This window comes from Micromonospora sp. MH99 (assembly GCF_021442385.1).
Lineage (GTDB): Bacteria > Actinomycetota > Actinomycetes > Mycobacteriales > Micromonosporaceae > Micromonospora.
In genome coordinates this window covers 1-17,529 of the sequence record NZ_MUZA01000099.1, presented here as the reverse complement: position 1 = coordinate 17,529, position 17,529 = coordinate 1, and the positions used below count along the sequence as shown (strand labels likewise).

The following is a 17,529-nucleotide window of genomic DNA, read 5'->3' as shown; positions in this document are numbered from 1 at the left end:
GGGTGCGCGGGCTGGGCGGGTGCGCGGGCTGGGCGGGTGCGCGGGCGGGCGGGGCAGGTGCGCGGGCTGGGCGGCGGGCCGTGCAGTTGACGCATCGAGGCGGGCTGATGAGAATGGGCGACGGAGCCAGGTAGGGCCACCGGGACGAGGGCGACGACGGCGGGGCTCCGCTGTCGAGGATCGGCCGGTGAGCGTTCGCGAGTGTCCCCGTCCGCGTGACATGGACCGTCGTGCACTGTCCGCGTACCCCAAAGGGGCCGTGACGTGCCGACGGCAGCTCGCCCGCGCGGCCCTTGGCCGGCGCCGGGCCTTTGAAGTGGAGCACGAATGTTCCGTCCCAAAGCTCTCGGCGGTGCGCTGACCGCGCTCGCCACCGTCGCGGCCGGCGTGTTCATCGCCGCCGCCGTCAGCACCACCCCGGCCTCCGCCGCGGGGACCGGCACCGGCTATCTGCACACGAACGGCAGTCAGATCGTGGACAGCACCGGGGCCACGGTCCGGTTGACCGGCATCAACTGGTTCGGCATGGAGACCGACAACAAGACCTTCCACGGGCTCTGGTCGAGCAATCCGTGGCGGGGGCAGCTCGACACGATGGCCCGGCTGGGCTACAACACGTTGCGGGTGCCGTACTCGAATGACGCGCTGAAGCCGGGCGCGACGGCCACCGGGATCAACGACTTCGTCAACCCGGACCTGGTCGGGCTGTCGCCGTTGCAGATCCTGGACAAGGTGATCGACTACGCCGGCAGCAAGGGGATGCGGATCATCCTGGACCGGCACCGGCCGACGTCGGCCGGGCAGTCGCCGCTGTGGTACACGTCGACGGTCTCCGAGGCGACCTGGATCAACGACTGGAAGATGCTCGCCCAGCGGTACGCGGGCAACCCCACCGTGATCGGCGCGGACCTGCACAACGAGCCGCACGCCGAGGGCACCAACCCGGCGGCCACCGGCGCGTGCTGGGGCTGCGGTGACACCGCGCGGGACTGGCGGCTCGCCGCCGAGCGGGCCGGCAACGCCATCCTCGGTGTCCAGCCCAACTGGTTGATCTTCGTGGAGGGGGTGAGCTGCCCCAGCGGTGGCCTCTCCAACGTGTGGGACAACGACCCGAGCAACGACGAGGACTGCGGCTGGTGGGGCGGCAACCTGTCCAAGGCCGGCCAGTTCCCGGTACGGCTGAACGTGGCCAACCGGCTGGTCTACTCGCCGCACGAGTACGCCACGTCGGTCTACCGGCAGACCTGGTTCGACGCCCCCGACTACCCGGCGAACCTGCCGGCCATCTGGGACAAGTACTGGGGTTACCTGTACAAGCAGAACATCGCGCCGATCATGATGGGCGAGTTCGGCAGCACCCTGGCCGACCCGAAGGACAAGGTGTGGCTGGAGAAGTTGATGGCGTACACCGGCACCGGGGTGACCGGCATGTCCTTCACCTACTGGTCGTGGAACCCCAACTCGGGTGACACCGGCGGCATCGCGTTGGACGACTGGACGAACATCAACACCACCAAGCAGGCGATCCTCCAGCCGTACCTGATCGCGCCGTCCGGTGGCGGACCCACCGGCGGACCGACGGGTGGACCGACAGGCGGACCGACCGGCGGGCCGACGAGCGCGCCTCCGGGCACCTGCACGGCCACCTACCGGCAGGTCAACGCCTGGCAGGGCGGCTTCCAGGGTGAGTTGACGGTCAAGAACACCGGTACGGCGGCGGTCAACCCGTGGACCGTCACCTGGAGTTGGCCGTCGGGCGTGACGCTTGGCAGTGGCTGGAACGCCACAGTCACCCAGTCGGGCACGACTGTCACCGCCGCCGCGCCCAGCCACGCGCCGTCGCTGGCGGCGGGGGCCTCGGTCACCGTGGGCTTCACCGCCAACGGCACGGCCAGCGCCCCGGCGACCGTGAAGCTCAACAGCGCCAGCTGCTGAGTTGCGAGGGTGGCCGGCGCCCACGTCGTGGGCGTCGGCCACCCGGGGCATTTACATCCAGGGCCTTCTATGTTCTCATCGGGAAAGCGCTTGCCTCCGCAGTGGTCGGCGCGAGCGCGGGAGCCGCTTTCACCGAACTGCACCGGCGGACCCGAGACCCTGCGGGTCCCGGCCACCTCGCCGCCCACGGGCATGGGCGTCGCGACGGTCCGTCCGCCTCATCGAGAGGAAGCAGCATGCGCACACCACAGCGTCGGATGACGCTGCTCGCCACCACCGCCGCAGCCACCGCGGCCCTGGTCACCGGCGGGCTCCTGACCGCCGTCTCGGCCCAGGCGGCCGCCGGCTGCCAGGTCGCCTACTCGGTCGCCAGCCAGTGGCCGGGCGGGTTCACCGGCAACGTCACCGTCACCAACCTCGGCGACTCGGTCTCCGGCTGGACGCTGCGCTGGTCGTACGGGGCCGGGCAGCAGGTCAGCCAGGCGTGGGGCGCCACCGTCACCCAAAGCGGCAGCCAGGTCTCCGCCACCAACGTCGACTACAACGGCACCCTGGCCACCAACGGCAGCACCTCGTTCGGCTTCAACGCGAGCTGGAACTCCAGCAACCCGGACCCGACCAGCTTCACCCTGAACAACGTCGCCTGCACCGGTGGCACCACCACACCGACCACCACCACACCGACCACCGCTCCACCGACCACCCCGGGCACGCCCACCACCCCGCCCATTCCCAGCCAGTCGCCGCCCAGCGTTCCGCCGCAGACCGGTCTGGTCGGCTGGGCCACCCAGAACGGCGGCACCACCGGCGGTGGCGGCGCCCCGACCACCACCGTCTCCAACGCCTCGGCGTTGACCAGCGCCCTGAACGCCACCGGCTCCGCCGTCATCCGCGTCGCCGGCACCATCTCCTGCTCGGGAATGCTGCGGGTCCGGTCGAACAAGACCATCCTCGGCAACTCCGGCGCGACGATCGTCGGCTGTGGACTCAACGTCAGCGGTGACCGCAACGTCATCATCCGGAACCTGACCTTCCGGGACTGGAACGACGACGCGATCAACGTGCAGGAGTCGGCCACCAACATCTGGATCGACCACAACACCTTCAGCAACGGGTACGACGGCGCGGTCGACATCAAGCGCGGATCGGACTTCGTCACGGTGTCGTGGAACCGGGTCTTCAACCACGACAAGACCATGCTGCTCGGCCACAGCGACGACAACGGCGCGCAGGACACCGGCCACCTGCGCGTGACGTACCACCACAACTGGTTCGACGGCAGCAAGCAGCGCAACCCGCGGGTGCGCTTCGGCAACCCGGTGCACGTCTACAACAACTACTACCGGGCCAACACCGGCTACGGCGTGGCCTCCACCGAGAACGCCGGGGTGCTCGTCGAGGGCAACTACTTCGAGAACGTCCCCGACACGTACCACCTCGGTGAGGCCGACTCCGGGCCGGGCCGCCTGGTGGCCCGCAACAACTACTTCGTCAACTCGCCGGCCGGGCAGACCGGCGGCAGCGTCGCCAGCATCCCGTACTCGTACCAACTGGACACGGCGAGCAACGTCAAGTCCGTCGTGACGGCCGGCGCCGGCGCCGGTCGCATCACGGTCTGACCGTGAGTCGGTCGGGGTCCGCCGTGCCGGCGGGCCCCGGCCGGGGTCAGTGCGCGGCGCAGCCGCCGGTGGGCGCGGGCGCGACCGCCGGTGCGCCGATCGTGGGCAGGCCCAACAACACCCCGGGGGTACGCGGAGAGCGCCCCGCCTCGGCGGCGTCGCCGGCCCGCGTGCGCCGGTGCGACAGCGGCGCCCCGTCCGCGTTGAGGTGATGCGGCGCGGCGTACGTGACGGTGGTGTGCACGATGTCGCCGGGCCGGATCGACCCGGCGAAGCTGCCGGCGTCGAAGTGGACGAGCCGGCCGTCGCGGGCCCGGCCGGAGAGCCGCCCGGTCCGCTCGTCCTTGCGGCCCTCGCCGACCGCGACCAGCACCTCGACGGGCTCCCCCACCAGACGCTTGTTCTCCGCCCAGGAGATCTCCTCCACGGCCGCGATCAGCCGCTCGTACCGCTCCTGCACGACCTGCTTGGGCAACTGGCCGTCCATCGTCGCGGCGGGAGTGCCGGGGCGCTTCGAGTACTGGAAGGTGAAGGCCGAGGAGAACCGGGCCTCGCGCACCACGTCCAGCGTGCGCTGGAAGTCGGCCTCCGTCTCGCCGGGGAAGCCGACGATGATGTCGGTGGTGATCGCCGCGTCCGGCATCGCCGCGCGGACCTTCTCAATGATCCCCAGGTACCGCTCGGAGCGGTACGACCTGCGCATCGCCTTCAGCACGTCGTCGGAGCCGGACTGCAACGGCATGTGCAGCGAGTGGCAGACGTTCGGCGTCTCGGCCATCGCGGCGATCACGTCGTCGGTGAAGTCCTTCGGGTGCGGGCTGGTGAACCGGACCCGCTCCAAGCCGTCGATCTCACCTGTCGCGCGCAGCAGCTTGCCGAACGCGTACCGGTCGCCGAACTCGACGCCGTAGGAGTTGACGTTCTGCCCGAGCAGGGTCACCTCCAGCACGCCCTCGTCCACCAGTGCGCGCACCTCGGAGAGGATGTCGCCGGGACGGCGGTCCTTCTCCTTGCCGCGCAGAGAGGGCACGATGCAGAACGTGCAGGTGTTGTTGCAGCCCACCGAGATCGAGACCCAGCCGGCGTACGTGGACTCGCGGCGGGTCGGCAGCGTGGACGGGAAGACGTCCAGCGACTCCAGGATCTCCACCTCGGCGGCGGCGTTGTGCCGGGCCCGTTCCAGCAGCACCGGCAGGGCACCGATGTTGTGCGTGCCGAAGACGACGTCCACCCAGGGCGCCCTGCGGACGATGTCGCCGCGGTCCTTCTGCGCCAGGCAACCACCGACGGCGATCTGCATCCCCGGGTGCTTGTCCTTCACGGGGCGCAGATGACCGAGGTTGCCGTAGAGACGGTTGTCCGCGTTCTCCCGCACCGCGCAGGTGTTGAAGACGACGATGTCCGGGGTGTCGTCGGCCTGGGGCGCGCGCACGTAGCCGGCCTGTTCGAGCAGGCCGGAGATGCGCTCGGAGTCGTGCACGTTCATCTGGCAGCCGTAGGTGCGCACCTGGTAGGTGCGCGGGCTGCCCGCCGCTGCGGTAGTCATGACCAGGACAGCGTATCCGGGTCGACCGGATCACCCCGAACCGAGGAGGACCCGACATGTGCCGAAGCATCAAGACGTTGCGGGAGCCGTTCACCCCGCAGGTGACCGAGGCGGACATCGAGGCGGCGGCGTTGCAGTACGTCCGGAAGATCTCGGGCTTCCGGGCGCCCGCCGCGCACAACGCCGCCGCGTTCGAGGCCGCGGTGGCCGCCGTGACGGAGGCCACCCGCACCCTGCTCGACCAGCTGGTCGTGCGGGGTGGCGGGTCGGGCGCCGCCGATCGGCCGGCCGCCGCCGCCACCGGGCGCGGCTGACCACTTCGGCGCACCGCCGCCGGCCCGGGTTGGCTCGGCACCTGGCCGGCCCGGCTCACCCCGGCACCGGCCCGGCACCGGCCCGCCTGGCTGGGCGCCGCGTCAGGCCGCGGCGAGCACCGGTGCGACGGTGTCGGGTGCCCAGCGCGAGCGGTGACACTGCGACCAGCCCCGGCAACCCGGATCACCCAGCGTGCACAGCCGGTGCCGACTGAGCACCTCGCCGTCGTCGGTGTCCCGGACGTCGAAGTGCACCGGGCGGACCGTCCCGTCCGGTGCGACGAGCAGGTGCCGGCCGGCGTCGAGCGTGTCGTCGCGCAGTAGGCAGTTGCGGCCCAGCAGCCGGGCCAGCGCGGCGATGCTGGCGTGCTCGGAGAGCCGGTCGGGCACCCCGTAGCAGTCGACCACCGTCGAGAACTCGCCCGGCGCCTGCCAGACGTCACACACCACCGCGTACGCCGGCAGTCGGGCCGGATCCGCCACTGCCAGCGGCATCACCACCCGACCGAGCGCCTCGGCCAGCGCCGGGTAGACCTCCACAGGTCGTACCCGATCGATTCTCCAGTTCCACAGCTCGGTCATTCCGCCTCCTCGCTGCGTTCGTCCCACCGGCCTCCGGATCGGGCCTTACTGACGATGGTGGGGGGCATATGACCCCAGCCGGGGGCAAGTTACCGGTCTGTGACCATTCCGGGCAAAATTTCCCTGAGCGGCATTGCTCGGAGTAGCGGGAAGGTGACAGTTTATCGGCTATCGTGCGCCATCCGAACCACCGGGACCGCGTGTCCCGGCACCGCCACCGGGCCTTTCCGCCGCGCCGGTCAGCGCAGGACGACCAGGTGCTCCCCCCGGGGCAGCAGCTCGCCCACCACCGGCGCTCCCGGCAGCTCACCGGCGACCAGCAGGCCGCCGGAGGTCTGCGCGTCGGCCAACAGCAACCGCTCACCCTCGTCCGCCGCGCCGAAATCCGTCCAGGGGGTGACCCACTCCAGGTTGCGACGGCTGCCGCCGCTGACGTACCCGTCGCGCAGCGCCTCCCGCGCACCGGCCAGGTACGGCACCCGGGCGGTGTCGATGGCCACCGTGAGCTGACTGGCACGGGCCAGCTTCGACGCGTGCCCGAGCAGGCCGAAGCCTGTCACGTCGGTGCCGCACCGGATGCCGGCGGCGACCGCCGCGCGGGCGGCGTCCCGGTTGAGCGCGCTCATCGAGGCGACCGCCTCCGGGAAGGTCTCACCGGTGGCCTTGTGCCGGGTGTTGAGCACGCCCACCCCGAGCGGTTTGGTCAGCGACAGCGGCACCCCGGCGCGGCCGGCGTCCAGAGTGATCAGTTCCTCCGGGCGGACGGTGCCGGTGACGGCGAGACCGTACTTCGGGCCGTCGTCGTCCACGCTGTGCCCACCGGCCAGGTGACAGCCCGCCTCCCGGGCCACGTCCTGACCGCCGCGCAGCACCTCGCGCGCCAGCTCCAGCGGCAGCACGTCGCGCGGCCAGCAGAGCAGGTTGAGCGCCACCAGCGGGATGCCACCCATCGCGTACACGTCCGACAACGCGTTGGCCGCGGCGATGCGCCCCCAGTCGTACGCGTCGTCGACGACCGGGGTGAAGAAGTCCGCGGTGCTGACGATGCCGGTCCGCTCGTCCAGTCGGACCACCGCGGCGTCGTCGCCGTGGTCCAGGCCGACCAGCAGCTCGGCGGTGCCGGTGGCCGGGCCGAGACCGGCCACCATGACCTCCAGCTCGCCCGGCGGGATCTTGCAGGCGCAGCCACCGCCGCGCGCGTAACGGGTCAGCCGTACCGGTTCCGTCATCCCTCCATGATCTCGGCAAGCCCGCGCGGACGCCACAGTTGCGGCCCGGTGGTGACCGAAATCGGACGCCCGACAACGATCGGGGCCGGTGTTACCGCTCCGTGACCAACTGAGTTGCGTTCCGCCACTTCACGCCGCCTACAGTTGCCCAACCGGGGGTCAACCGACCCCGATCCGGGGAGACGACAGGGACGGTGGACGACGTGACGACGGGCGAACCGCTCATCGTGCTGGACGCGGTCAACAAGTGGTTCGGGCCGCTGCACGTGCTGGACGACGTCTCGCTGTCGGTGGGTCGGGGCGAGGTGGTCGTGGTGATCGGCCCGTCCGGCTCCGGCAAGTCGACGCTGTGCCGCGCCATCAACCGACTGGAACCGATCAACTCCGGCACCATCACCTTCGACGGTCAGCCGCTGCCGGCCGAGGGCAAGCCCCTCGCCAGGCTGCGCAGCGAGGTGGGCATGGTCTTCCAGTCCTTCAACCTCTTCGCTCACAAGACCATCCTGGAGAACGTCACCCTCGGGCCGATCAAGGTCCGCAAGGAGAAGCCCTCCGTGGCCCGCGAGCGCGGCCTGGCCCTGCTCGACCGGGTCGGCATCGCCAACCAGGCGGACAAGTTCCCCGCCCAGCTCTCCGGCGGTCAGCAGCAGCGGGCAGCGATCGCCCGCGCCCTGGCGATGCAGCCCAAGGCGATGCTGTTCGACGAGCCGACCAGCGCCCTGGACCCGGAGATGGTCGGTGAGGTTCTGGACGTGATGACCTCACTGGCCGGCGACGGCATGACGATGGTCGTGGTCACCCACGAGATGGGGTTCGCCCGGCACGCCGCCAACCGGGTCATCTTCATGGCCGACGGCAAGCTCGTCGAGGACGCCTCCCCGGCGGAGTTCTTCGCCAACCCGCGCAGTGAGCGGGCCAAGGACTTCCTCTCCAAGATCCTCACGCACTAGGCGTCCGTAGTGGAGCGTGCCGTACAACGGCGGGCTCCGTTGAAGAAGGAGAAGAGTATGCGTATGAAGCGCGTGGCGGCGGTCGCCATGATGGCGTCCCTCGCCCTGTCCGCCGCGGCCTGCGGCAAGGACGGTGAGCCGACGCCGAGCGCCGGTGGGAACGCCTCCGGTGGCGCCCAGGCCGACACCTGCAAGAGCTCCGGCGCGACCTTCACCCCGAAGACGGACGCTGCCGTCGCCGGCAGCCCGACCTTCGAGAAGATCAAGGCGGCGGGCAAGGTCTCCATCGGCGTCAAGTTCGACCAGCCGAACCTCGGCTACAAGGACGCCCAGGGCAAGCGGTGCGGCTTCGACATCGAGATCGCCCAGTACGTGGCCAGCACGCTCGGCGTCGACCCGGCGAAGATCGAGTACAAGGAGATCGCGTCGGCCAACCGGGAGACCGCGATCAAGGGTGGTGAGGTCGACTACTACGTCGGCACCTACTCGATCACCGACAAGCGCAAGAACGACATCTCCTTCGCCGGCCCGTACTTCGTCGCCGGCCAGGACCTGCTGGTCCGCAAGGACGAATCGGCGATCACCGGCAAGGACGCCCTCAAGGGCAAAAAGGTCTGCTCGGCCACCGGCTCGACCCCGATCCAGAAGGTCCGCGACGAGGGTCTGACCGAGGCGGACAACATCGTCGAGTTCAAGACCTACTCGGAGTGCGTCTCGCAGCTGCTCGACAAGAAGGTCGACGCCGTCACCACCGACGACGCCATCCTCAAGGGCTACGCGGCGCAGAACCCGGACGAGCTGAAGGTGGTCGGCCAGCCGTTCAGCACCGAGAAGTACGGCATCGGCCTGCCGAAGGACGACAAGGCGCTGCGCGACTACGTCAACGACCAGATCGAGGCCGCCTTCACCAACGGCACCTGGCAGAAGATCTACGACGGCACGCTCGGCCTGTCCGGCTCGGCGGGCACCCCGCCGAAGGTCGAGCGGTACTGATCGTCCGGCTCGACACGAGTTGCGGCGCCGGGCGGGGCTCGTCCCCGTCCGGCGCCCGTCCGAGGACTGAGAGCGAGGCATGGGCGAGTTCTTCCGCGTACTGACGGACAACGGGCAACTGTTCGTCGACGGGTTCACCAACACCGTCAAACTTTTCCTGATCGCCGCGGTCGGCAGCCTCGTCCTCGGCACGCTGCTCGGCGCGATGCGGGTGTCCCCCGTGCCGGCCCTGCGGGCGTTCGGTGCCACGTACGTCAACCTGGTGCGCAACACCCCTCTGACGCTTGTCTTCGCGTTCCTCGTGTTCGCGGTGCCGAAGCTCGACGTCAACATCGACTACTTCCCCAGCGCCGCCATCGCGCTGACCGTCTACACCTCGGCGTTCGTCTGCGAGGTGATCCGCTCCGGCGTCAACACGGTCGCCGCGGGCCAGGCCGAGGCGGCCCGCGCGCTGGGCATGACCTTCGGTCAGGTGCTCACGCTCATCGTGCTGCCGCAGGCGCTGCGGGCGATGGTCCCGCCGATGATGAGCGTGTTCATCGCGATGCTGAAGAACACCACCATCGCCGCCGGCTTCTCGGTGCTGGAAGCCGGCGCGATCCCGGCGTACATGGCCGAGCGGGGCGAGCCGCAGTTCGCCGTCCTGCTCTGGATCACCATCGGCTTCCTGATCCTGATCCTGCCGCTGGTGGCGCTGCAGCGGTTCCTCGAACGCAAGTGGCGGGTGGCACGGTGAGCCCCGCGGTCGCGAACGGAAGGTGCGCGGTGAGCGCGAGGAGTGAGCTTGCGAGCCCCGCAGTCGCGAACGGAAGGTGGCTGAGTTGAGCCAGGCGTCGATCCTCTACGACCTGCCCGGGCCCCGCGCCAAGCGGCGCAACGCGATCCTGGGCGTCGCCTCCACCGTCGGCATCATCGCCCTGCTCGCCTACATCGGCTACAAGTTCGCCGACACCGGCCAGTTCGAGGCTCGCAAGTGGGAGCAGTTCCAGTACTCCTCGGTGCAACGCGAACTGCTCGGCGGCCTGTGGGCGACGCTGAAGGCGGCCGGCATCGCCGCCGTCCTGGCGCTGCTCTTCGGCGCGGTCTTCGCCAGTGGCCGACTGAGCGACAAGTGGATCCTGCGTGCCCCGTCGACGTTCGTGGTGGAGCTGTTCCGGGCGATCCCGCTGCTGATCCTGATCTTCTTCGGCTACTACGTCCCACTGCAGTACGGCTGGTCGATCGACAAGCTGTGGGCGCTGGTCATCGGGCTGATGCTGTACAACGGTTCCGTGCTCGCGGAGATCTTCCGGGCCGGCATCAACGCCGTGCCGTACGGGCAGACCGAAGGCGCGTACGCGATCGGCCTGCGCAAGAACCAGGTGCTGCGACTGATCCTGCTGCCGCAGGCGGTCCGGTCGATGCTCCCGGCGATCGTCAGCCAGCTCGTCGTGCTGCTCAAGGACACCGCGCTGGGCTTCATCATCACGTACCCCGAGCTGCTGTTCGTCGGTAAGCAGATCGGCGGCCGGTTGCCGTTCGGGCTGCCGTACGTGCCGGCGTATCTCGTCGTGGCGGCCATCTACATCACCATCTGCGGCGCCCTGTCGATCCTGGCCTGGTGGTTGCAGAAGCGGATGGGCCGCACTCCGCGGACGGCGGCGAAGGTGCTGCCCGCCCAGAGCGTCGGCGAGGACTCCGCCCGGATGATCTGACGGGACCAGCGGAACGAGTGACGGGCGGGTGGCCACAGCCACCCGCCCGTCGTCTGTTGCGGGATCAGCGGGCGATCTCGGTGACCCGGGACTCGCGGACCACGGTGACCCGGATCTGACCCGGGTAGGTCAGCTCCTCCTCGATCTGCTTGGCCACGTCGCGGGCCAGCACGGCCGCCCCGATGTCGTCCACGTCGTCGGGCTTGACCATCACCCGGATCTCCCGGCCGGCCTGCATGGCGAAGACCTTGTCCACGCCGAGCTTCCCGGCCGCGATCTCCTCGATCCGCTCCAGGCGCTTGACGTACGCCTCCAGGCTCTCCCGGCGCGCGCCCGGCCGACCGCCGGAACAGGCGTCGGAGGCCTGGGTGAGCACGGCCTCGATGGTCTGCGGCGGCACCTCGTTGTGGTGCGCCTCGATGGCGTGCACCACGTCCTCGTGCTCGCCGTACTTGCGGGCCAGGTCGGCGCCGATGATGGCGTGGCTGCCCTCGACCTCGTGGGTGAGCGCCTTGCCGATGTCGTGCAGGAACGCCGACCGCTTGATGGTGGGCACGTCCAGTCGCAGCTCGGCGGCCATGATGCCGGCGATGTGGGCGGTCTCCACCAGGTGCTTGAGCACGTTCTGCCCGTACGAGGTGCGGTAACGCAGCCGACCCAGCAGGGTCACCAGCTCCGGGTGGATCTCGGTGATGCCGACCTCGACCAGGGCGTCCTCGGCGGCGCGCAGGCAGAGCTGCTCCACCTCCTGCCGGGCCAGGTCGTAGACCTCCTCGATCCGGTGCGGGTGGATCCGTCCGTCCAGCACCAGCTTCTCCAGCGTGAGCCGGCCGACCTCGCGGCGGACCGGGTCGAAGCAGGAGAGCAGCACCGCTTCCGGAGTGTCATCGATGATCAGGTTGACCCCGGTCACCGACTCGAAGGCGCGGATGTTGCGCCCCTCCCGGCCGATGATGCGGCCCTTCATCTCGTCGCCCGGCAGATGCAGGACGCTGACCACGCTCTCGGCGGTCTGCTCGCTGGCCACCCGCTGGATCGCGTCCACCACGATGTGTCGGGCCCGCTGCTCGGCGGTGCTGCGCGCGTCGGACTCGATGTCGCGCACCAGCAGCGCCGCCTCGCGCTTGGCCTGCGTCTCGATCGCGTCGATCAGCTCCAGCCGCGCCGACTCGGCGGTGAGACCGGCCACCCGCTCCAGCTCCCGGCGGCGCAGCTCCTCGGCCTCGGCCAGCTCGGTCTCGCGCTGGGCGAGCGCGGACTCCCGAGCCGCGAGGGCGGCGCTCGCCGCGGTGAGCTGCCGCTCCCGCTCGGCGAACCGCTCCACCTCCTCGGTGTGCAGCCGCTCCCGCTCGTCCATCCGGGCCGCCCGGCGCTCCACCTCGGCGGCCTGCTCCCGGGTCGTGGCGGCGAGCACCGCGACCTCCCGCTCGCCGCTGCGACGCGCCGCCGTGCGCAGCTGCTCGGCGTCCGCCTCGGCCTGCTTGTGCGCCCGCTCCAGCACGGTGTCCGCCTCGGCACGGGCGTCGTCGAGCACCCGTCGGGCCTCGGCCCGGGCCGCCTTCGCCTCGGCCTTCGCCGCCGCCGCCTCGGCACGAGCCGCGGAGGCCGCGGACTTGGCCACGTCGATCGTGCTGTTCGCCTGGTCGGCGGCGTTGCGCAGGGCGGCCAGGGACTGTTCCTGACGGTCCTTCTCCGCGATGAAGGCGGGATCCTCCGGGGCCGGCGCCGCGCCCATCCGACGCAGTGTCCGAATGCCGACCAGCACCGCCCCGACCACGACCACCGCGAGGATCAGGACGGCCGCGAGAAGCACGACGTCGAGGGCGTTCATGCCGGGACCCCGCTGGGTCTACCGGTGAACCTGTGCCGCCGCCCCGCCATGGCCGCCTCCCCTGAACGTCAAGACCGCAGCGACTGTGCCCGAGGCACACTCCTGCGGCTGTGGACGCCCGACCGGAGCGGCTGGCCGTGGGTAGCTCTCTCCGCCGGCGGTGCCCTCGGGCATCGTCGGCGACCGGGTGCAGTTGTCGCGGAGTGCCGGACCGGCCAGTCCGGAACTGCCGCCAAAGGCCGCGGAGTCGGCCAAAGTGATGCTGTTCTGTTACGAGATCTATGTTGTGCGCTTAGCCTGCGCTGGTCGGGCAATGTGAGCCTGTATGGCGAGGCTAGGTCGCCGAGGGCGGTCTGGTCAAGGACTCATGATCAAACCCCCCGAACGGAGAGAAGTTGCAGCGTCACGCAAAGCTGATGTCGTGTCGGACACGGCAGGACAAACGCGGCGAGCCGACGCCCTCGATTCGGATGTCGTGCCTGTTCAGCGGTGGCGGCCCCCCGCCCGACGCCGACTTAGTGATACCGGTGACCCTGCAGAGTCGCGAACCTCGCCCCACCGGACCGGTCCCGAAGCGACCCCCTCGATCCTGGAGGTAGGGCCCTCACCGGCGCGGTGATGCCCCCACATCTGGAGCGAGCACGACCCTCCGCCCCGGTGCGTGCATGATCCCGGCGTCCCTGCCCCCCACGGGGCGAGCCGGACTGTGTCCAGGTCTCGCCGAAGGCCGGGGGCGAGGGCGACATCGTCGTGGTGCTGGCGGGCGCGAGGAACCCCGTGGAGGGCACACCGATGGATCTGATGCTTGTCGACGATCCCGCCGTCGTGCCACCGGATCCGGCGGTCCAACGACTCACGCTCGATGGCGTGAAGTCCGTCCGAATCGACTCCTACAAGTTCTCTCCCCTGCCGATGGCGAACATGGAAGGGCTGCCCGGCGTGGATGACGTGCTGGTCTTCGGCGTCGTCCCCGACGGCAGCACCGACGAATTCATGATCTCGTGTCGGCACGGTGTGCTGCCGGCAACGCAGATGCGGGCGGGCTGCGACCTGGTCGTGGAGAGTCTGCGTTTTCGCCGCTGATCCCGACCGTCTCACGATCGTGCTCGATCCTGGAAGTAGTGGCCGCACCGGCGCGACGACGCCCCTACATCCTGGATCGAGCACGATCGTCCGCAGCGGCTCAGCTGGCGCCGGCCGCCAGCGCGGCGGTGACCAACGCGGCGTTGCCCGACGCTGGCACGCCGTCGGGCAGCAGGAGCGTGTCCTCCAGCCCGATCCGGGTGTGCAGCCCACGGCTGACCGCCTCGGCGAGCACCGCCCAGGTCGCCGGACCCTCGCCGTGCAGCAGCACGGGCGGAGCCCCCGCGTCCTCTGCCCGCGACCCGCCCGGCGCCCCCGCCGACAGCGAGCCGCCCGGCATTCCCGTCGACAGCGACCCACCCGGCGCCCCCGCGGGCGGCGGCAGCGCGGCGAGGATCCGGGCCGCGTCGGCCACCGCGACCGACGCCTCCTGCGCCATGCACTCGACGAGGATCCGGCCGACCGGCACCCGCCAGGACCGGTACGCCTGCACGGCGTCGACAGTCCAGAGCCCCACCTCGACGAGCACGCCACGCTCATGCAGCGCGATGGCGACCGCCTCGGCGCCGGGCTCGTGCGCGTTCACCGAGGCGAAGTCGGGCAGCACCGACCAGGAGCGGACGGCTGCCACCCGGGCGGCCGGGTCCGGTTCGATCCAGGCCCCGGTGCTCACCCCCACCGGCAGCCCCGGCCGGGCCGCACGGATCGCGGTCAGCGCGTCGGCGATCACCGTCGGGTGCAGTGACTCGACGCCGGCCGCGTCCCTGGGATGGACGTGCACTGCCGCGACGCCCAGCGCGGCGCAGCGGGCCGCGTCGGCCGCCAACTCCGCCGGGGTCACCGGCACGGCCGGGTGGGCGGCACGACTGCGCTGGCCGTTCAGACACGCTTTCACCATCGGGTCACCCCCACCGCACCCACCGCGCCGCTCAGTCGAGCGGACGGCTGTCACGCTCCAGATCGCCTTCGGCGTCGGCGAGTGCGTCGGCGTCGATCTGCTCGGCGAACTCGGCCGCCTCGGCGCTCTGCGCGGCGAGCGCGTCCTTCACCGCGCGGATGGCCACGCCGGGCGGATAACCCTTGCGGGCCAGCATGCCCACCAGCCGGCGGAAGACCGCGTCGGGCTCACCCCGGGCGGTGCGTAGCTTGCGCTCCACGAGGGCGCGGGCGGTTGCGGACTCGGTCTCCTCGTCCAGCTCGCCCAGCGCCTCGGTGGCCACCTCACCGTCGACGCCCTTGCGGCGCAGCTCGTTGGCGAGCGCGCGGCGGGCGAGGCCACGACCGGTGTGCCGGCTGGACACCCAGGCGCGGGCGAACGCGGCGTCGTCGATGATGCCGACCTCGTCGTACCGGTCCAGCACCTCGGCCGACACCTCCTCGGAGATGCCCCGCTTGGCCAGCGCCCCGGCCAGCTCGGCGCGGGTACGCGGACGGACGGCGAGCTGGCGGAGGCAGATCTCGCGGGCCACCTCGGACTCGTCGCGCGGCGTGGACGCCTGCTCGTCCGCCGACGGTTCGGCCCGGCGGCCCCGGCGGGGACGCGGCGGATCGGCGGCGTCGCCCGTACGAGGCGGACTGGCATCCCAGCCCCGCCCCGTACGGGCGCGTCGTCCTGCCATGAGTCAGCGACCCGTCAGAAGTCGACAGGCGGCAACTCGGGGCCACCGGCGGCGTCGCTCGCGCCAACCCCGACGCCGAGCTTCTCCAGGATCTTCTTCTCGATCTCGGCGGCCACGTCCGGGTTCTCCTTCAGGAACTCCCGGGCCTTCTCCTTGCCCTGGCCGAGCTGGTCGCCGTCGTACGTGTACCACGCTCCGGACTTGCGGATGATCGCCTGCTCCACGCCGACGTCGATCAGCGAGCCCTCACGCGAGATGCCCTTGCCGTACATGATGTCGAACTCGGCCTGCTTGAACGGCGCGGCCACCTTGTTCTTCACGACCTTGACCCGGGTGCGGTTACCGACCACGTCGGTGCCGTCCTTGAGGCTCTCGATGCGTCGCACGTCGAGCCGGACCGAGGCGTAGAACTTCAGCGCCCGACCACCGGTGGTGGTCTCCGGGCTGCCGAACATCACGCCGATCTTTTCGCGCAGCTGGTTGATGAAGATCGCCGTGGTGCCGGTGTTGCTGAGCACACCGGTGATCTTCCGGAGCGCCTGGCTCATCAGCCGGGCCTGGAGACCCACGTGGCTGTCGCCCATCTCGCCCTCGATCTCGGCGCGCGGCACCAGGGCCGCCACCGAGTCGATCACGATGATGTCGATCGCGCCGGAGCGGATCAGCATGTCCGCGATCTCCAGCGCCTGCTCGCCGGTGTCCGGCTGAGAGACCAGCATCGCGTCGGTGTCGACACCGAGAGCCTTCGCGTACTCCGGGTCGAGCGCGTGCTCGGCGTCGATGAAGGCGGCGATGCCGCCGGCCCGCTGGGCGCTGGCCACCGCGTGCAGCGCCACCGTCGTCTTACCGCTGGACTCCGGGCCGTAGATCTCGACCACCCGGCCCCGTGGCAGGCCACCCACGCCGAGCGCGACATCGAGCGCGATGGAGCCGGTCGGGATCACGGCGGTCTGGACGACCGGCCGCTCCCCCAGCCGCATCACCGAGCCCTTGCCGAATTGCTTGTCGATCTGAGCGAGAGCAAGGTCGAGTGCCTTCTCCCGGTCAGGCCCTGCTGCCATGGTTGCCACCCCTGCCTTCGCCGGCGTCTTTGCTGAGCTTCGCGTCACGCGGACACGCTAGGCGCTAGGTCCGACAGAAAACCAGCCGACGGGCCGCGAGCTGTGGACGAGCACCCCGCTGTGGACAATAGCCGAACAGGTGTACGACTCGACAAGCGACACGCGGAACCGGCGAAAAGGCTGCTCAGCGTAGTCGCGCGGGCACGCGGTCGGGATATGCGGCGCACACCGCCCGCCACACCACGTTCGTCCGCTCACCCGATGCCAACGCCTGCTCGATGGTCCGGCCGTCGAGCTGGGACAGCACCTGATCCCGGGCGATGCTTGCCGCGTAGCCCGGCCCGAACGCCTCCTCCAACCGCGCCCAGAAGTCGGTCAGCCGCACGTGATCAATCCTCCTCGCCGGGTGCCCCGGTCGGCACCGGGCGCAACGCTAGCGCCACCAGGGGCACTGTCGCGACCGCCGCGAGCAGGGTGAGCACCGGATAACCGGCGAGTTGCATGACAAACCCGCTGAGCACCGCGGCGCTGGCCCCCGCCAATCCCATGATCAGGTCGGAGAACCCCTGGACGCTGGGCCGCACACCTGCCGACACCGACTCGGAGAGCAGCGTCGAGCCGGCCACCATCGTCCCCGACCAGCCCAGCCCGAGCAGGACCAGACCGATCGAGAGCCGGGGCGTGTGGTGCCCGGCGGTGCCGGCGACCGCGCAGGCGGCCAGCAGCAGCCCGACCCCGCCGAGGATCACCGCCCGCCGGCCGAGCCGGTCGGTGAGCCAGCCGACGACCGGGGCGAACGCGTACATGCCGGCGATGTGCAGGCTCAACACGATCCCGACCAGCCGCAGCACGTCGGCGTCGGCGTGCGACTCACCGAGCCGGACCGGGGTCATCGCCATCACCGCCACCATCACCAGGTGGCCGATCGCCACTGCGGTGATGCCGAGTCGGGCGGCTGGCTGTCCGCGTACCACCGACCAGGCCAGCCGCATTCCGGCGCTGCGGGGCGCGCGCGCAGCGACCGACGCGGTGCCCGGCCCGGCCCCGCCGCCCGCCGGCGCCTCGGCCGCCCC

Annotated in this window: 17 protein-coding genes; 8 read left to right on the top strand and 9 right to left on the bottom strand. The window is 70.7% G+C overall.

Annotated elements, in window-relative coordinates; genetic code table 11:
• The first annotated feature begins 327 nt into the window (after positions 1 to 327).
• Both B0E54_RS30110 and B0E54_RS30105 read left to right on the top strand, forming a co-directional pair.
• Entirely contained in the window at positions 328 to 1,935 is a 1,608-nt protein-coding gene (locus B0E54_RS30110) for a cellulase family glycosylhydrolase (protein ID WP_234590797.1), read from the top strand.
• A 236-nt stretch (positions 1,936 to 2,171) separates the two neighbouring features.
• Complete coding sequence (locus B0E54_RS30105; RefSeq protein WP_234590792.1) at positions 2,172 to 3,554, top strand: cellulose binding domain-containing protein; 1,383 nt, start codon at positions 2,172 to 2,174, stop codon at positions 3,552 to 3,554.
• Positions 3,555 to 3,600: 46 nt separating this feature from the next.
• Here B0E54_RS30105 and miaB read toward each other — a convergent pair whose 3' ends face one another.
• The gene (gene miaB, locus B0E54_RS30100) at positions 3,601 to 5,100 is read right to left on the bottom strand and encodes a tRNA (N6-isopentenyl adenosine(37)-C2)-methylthiotransferase MiaB (protein WP_234590789.1); all 1,500 of its coding nucleotides are present in this window, start codon (positions 5,098 to 5,100) and stop codon (positions 3,601 to 3,603) included.
• A 56-nt stretch (positions 5,101 to 5,156) separates the two neighbouring features.
• On the opposite strand from miaB, the gene B0E54_RS30095 reads away from it, so the two are divergent.
• Positions 5,157 to 5,414, top strand: a complete 258-nt coding sequence (locus B0E54_RS30095; protein ID WP_234590787.1) for a DUF2277 family protein — start codon at positions 5,157 to 5,159, stop codon at positions 5,412 to 5,414.
• 102 nt (positions 5,415 to 5,516) lie between these two features.
• Here B0E54_RS30095 and B0E54_RS30090 read toward each other — a convergent pair whose 3' ends face one another.
• Entirely contained in the window at positions 5,517 to 5,996 is a 480-nt protein-coding gene (locus tag B0E54_RS30090) for a hypothetical protein (RefSeq protein WP_234590785.1), read from the bottom strand.
• Positions 5,997 to 6,235: 239 nt separating this feature from the next.
• Complete coding sequence (selD, locus tag B0E54_RS30085; RefSeq protein WP_234590783.1) at positions 6,236 to 7,225, bottom strand: selenide, water dikinase SelD; 990 nt, start codon at positions 7,223 to 7,225, stop codon at positions 6,236 to 6,238.
• 194 nt (positions 7,226 to 7,419) lie between these two features.
• Here selD and B0E54_RS30080 point away from each other — a divergent pair, with 194 nt between their 5' ends.
• The 4 genes from B0E54_RS30080 to B0E54_RS30065 all read left to right on the top strand — a co-directional run bounded on the left by B0E54_RS30080 (position 7,420) and on the right by B0E54_RS30065 (position 10,862).
• The gene (locus B0E54_RS30080; RefSeq protein ID WP_234590781.1) at positions 7,420 to 8,175 is read left to right on the top strand and encodes an amino acid ABC transporter ATP-binding protein; all 756 of its coding nucleotides are present in this window, start codon (positions 7,420 to 7,422) and stop codon (positions 8,173 to 8,175) included.
• Positions 8,176 to 8,232: 57 nt separating this feature from the next.
• A complete protein-coding gene (locus B0E54_RS30075) occupies positions 8,233 to 9,168 on the top strand; it encodes a glutamate ABC transporter substrate-binding protein (RefSeq protein ID WP_234590778.1) in 936 nt (311 codons plus the stop codon).
• A 79-nt stretch (positions 9,169 to 9,247) separates the two neighbouring features.
• Positions 9,248 to 9,904 (top strand): amino acid ABC transporter permease, encoded by a 657-nt coding sequence (locus B0E54_RS30070; RefSeq protein ID WP_234590776.1) that lies wholly within the window; start codon positions 9,248 to 9,250, stop codon positions 9,902 to 9,904.
• 85 nt (positions 9,905 to 9,989) lie between these two features.
• The gene (locus B0E54_RS30065; protein ID WP_234590773.1) at positions 9,990 to 10,862 is read left to right on the top strand and encodes an amino acid ABC transporter permease; all 873 of its coding nucleotides are present in this window, start codon (positions 9,990 to 9,992) and stop codon (positions 10,860 to 10,862) included.
• A gap of 64 nt (positions 10,863 to 10,926) precedes the next feature.
• Here B0E54_RS30065 and rny read toward each other — a convergent pair whose 3' ends face one another.
• Complete coding sequence (gene rny / locus B0E54_RS30060) at positions 10,927 to 12,693, bottom strand: ribonuclease Y (protein ID WP_234590771.1); 1,767 nt, start codon at positions 12,691 to 12,693, stop codon at positions 10,927 to 10,929.
• Between the two features lie 777 nt (positions 12,694 to 13,470).
• On the opposite strand from rny, the gene B0E54_RS30055 reads away from it, so the two are divergent.
• On the top strand, positions 13,471 to 13,776 hold the full coding sequence (locus B0E54_RS30055; RefSeq protein ID WP_234590769.1) for a hypothetical protein: 306 nt from the start codon (positions 13,471 to 13,473) through the stop codon (positions 13,774 to 13,776).
• 100 nt (positions 13,777 to 13,876) lie between these two features.
• Here B0E54_RS30055 and B0E54_RS30050 read toward each other — a convergent pair whose 3' ends face one another.
• The 5 genes from B0E54_RS30050 to B0E54_RS30030 all read right to left on the bottom strand — a co-directional run.
• Positions 13,877 to 14,674 carry a 3-keto-5-aminohexanoate cleavage protein gene (locus tag B0E54_RS30050; protein WP_234590766.1) on the bottom strand — a complete coding sequence of 266 codons (798 nt, stop codon included), beginning with the start codon at positions 14,672 to 14,674 and terminating at the stop codon, positions 13,877 to 13,879.
• 31 nt (positions 14,675 to 14,705) lie between these two features.
• Positions 14,706 to 15,395 carry a regulatory protein RecX gene (locus tag B0E54_RS30045; RefSeq protein WP_234590753.1) on the bottom strand — a complete coding sequence of 230 codons (690 nt, stop codon included), beginning with the start codon at positions 15,393 to 15,395 and terminating at the stop codon, positions 14,706 to 14,708.
• Between the two features lie 14 nt (positions 15,396 to 15,409).
• The gene (gene recA, locus B0E54_RS30040) at positions 15,410 to 16,456 is read right to left on the bottom strand and encodes a recombinase RecA (protein WP_234590751.1); all 1,047 of its coding nucleotides are present in this window, start codon (positions 16,454 to 16,456) and stop codon (positions 15,410 to 15,412) included.
• A 184-nt stretch (positions 16,457 to 16,640) separates the two neighbouring features.
• Entirely contained in the window at positions 16,641 to 16,841 is a 201-nt protein-coding gene (locus tag B0E54_RS30035; RefSeq protein WP_145784952.1) for a DUF3046 domain-containing protein, read from the bottom strand.
• A gap of 4 nt (positions 16,842 to 16,845) precedes the next feature.
• Positions 16,846 to 17,529, bottom strand: a 684-nt coding sequence (locus B0E54_RS30030; protein ID WP_234590749.1) for an MFS transporter, incomplete at its 5' end; no start/stop codon positions are given.

Bases quoted from the DNA above. Each gene is read 5' to 3' on its own strand.
- miaB (WP_234590789.1), bottom strand. From the start codon at position 5,100: ATGACTACCGCAGCGGCGGGCAGCCCGCGCACCTACCAGGTGCGCACC.
- B0E54_RS30095 (WP_234590787.1), top strand. From the start codon at position 5,157: ATGTGCCGAAGCATCAAGACGTTGCGGGAGCCGTTCACCCCGCAGGTG.
- B0E54_RS30090 (WP_234590785.1), bottom strand. From the start codon at position 5,996: ATGACCGAGCTGTGGAACTGGAGAATCGATCGGGTACGACCTGTGGAG.
- B0E54_RS30110 (WP_234590797.1), top strand. From the start codon at position 328: ATGTTCCGTCCCAAAGCTCTCGGCGGTGCGCTGACCGCGCTCGCCACC.
- recA (WP_234590751.1), bottom strand. From the start codon at position 16,456: ATGGCAGCAGGGCCTGACCGGGAGAAGGCACTCGACCTTGCTCTCGCT.
- rny (WP_234590771.1), bottom strand. From the start codon at position 12,693: ATGAACGCCCTCGACGTCGTGCTTCTCGCGGCCGTCCTGATCCTCGCG.
- B0E54_RS30045 (WP_234590753.1), bottom strand. From the start codon at position 15,395: ATGGCAGGACGACGCGCCCGTACGGGGCGGGGCTGGGATGCCAGTCCG.
- B0E54_RS30050 (WP_234590766.1), bottom strand. From the start codon at position 14,674: ATGGTGAAAGCGTGTCTGAACGGCCAGCGCAGTCGTGCCGCCCACCCG.
- B0E54_RS30105 (WP_234590792.1), top strand. From the start codon at position 2,172: ATGCGCACACCACAGCGTCGGATGACGCTGCTCGCCACCACCGCCGCA.
- B0E54_RS30075 (WP_234590778.1), top strand. From the start codon at position 8,233: ATGCGTATGAAGCGCGTGGCGGCGGTCGCCATGATGGCGTCCCTCGCC.
- B0E54_RS30070 (WP_234590776.1), top strand. From the start codon at position 9,248: ATGGGCGAGTTCTTCCGCGTACTGACGGACAACGGGCAACTGTTCGTC.
- selD (WP_234590783.1), bottom strand. From the start codon at position 7,225: ATGACGGAACCGGTACGGCTGACCCGTTACGCGCGCGGCGGTGGCTGC.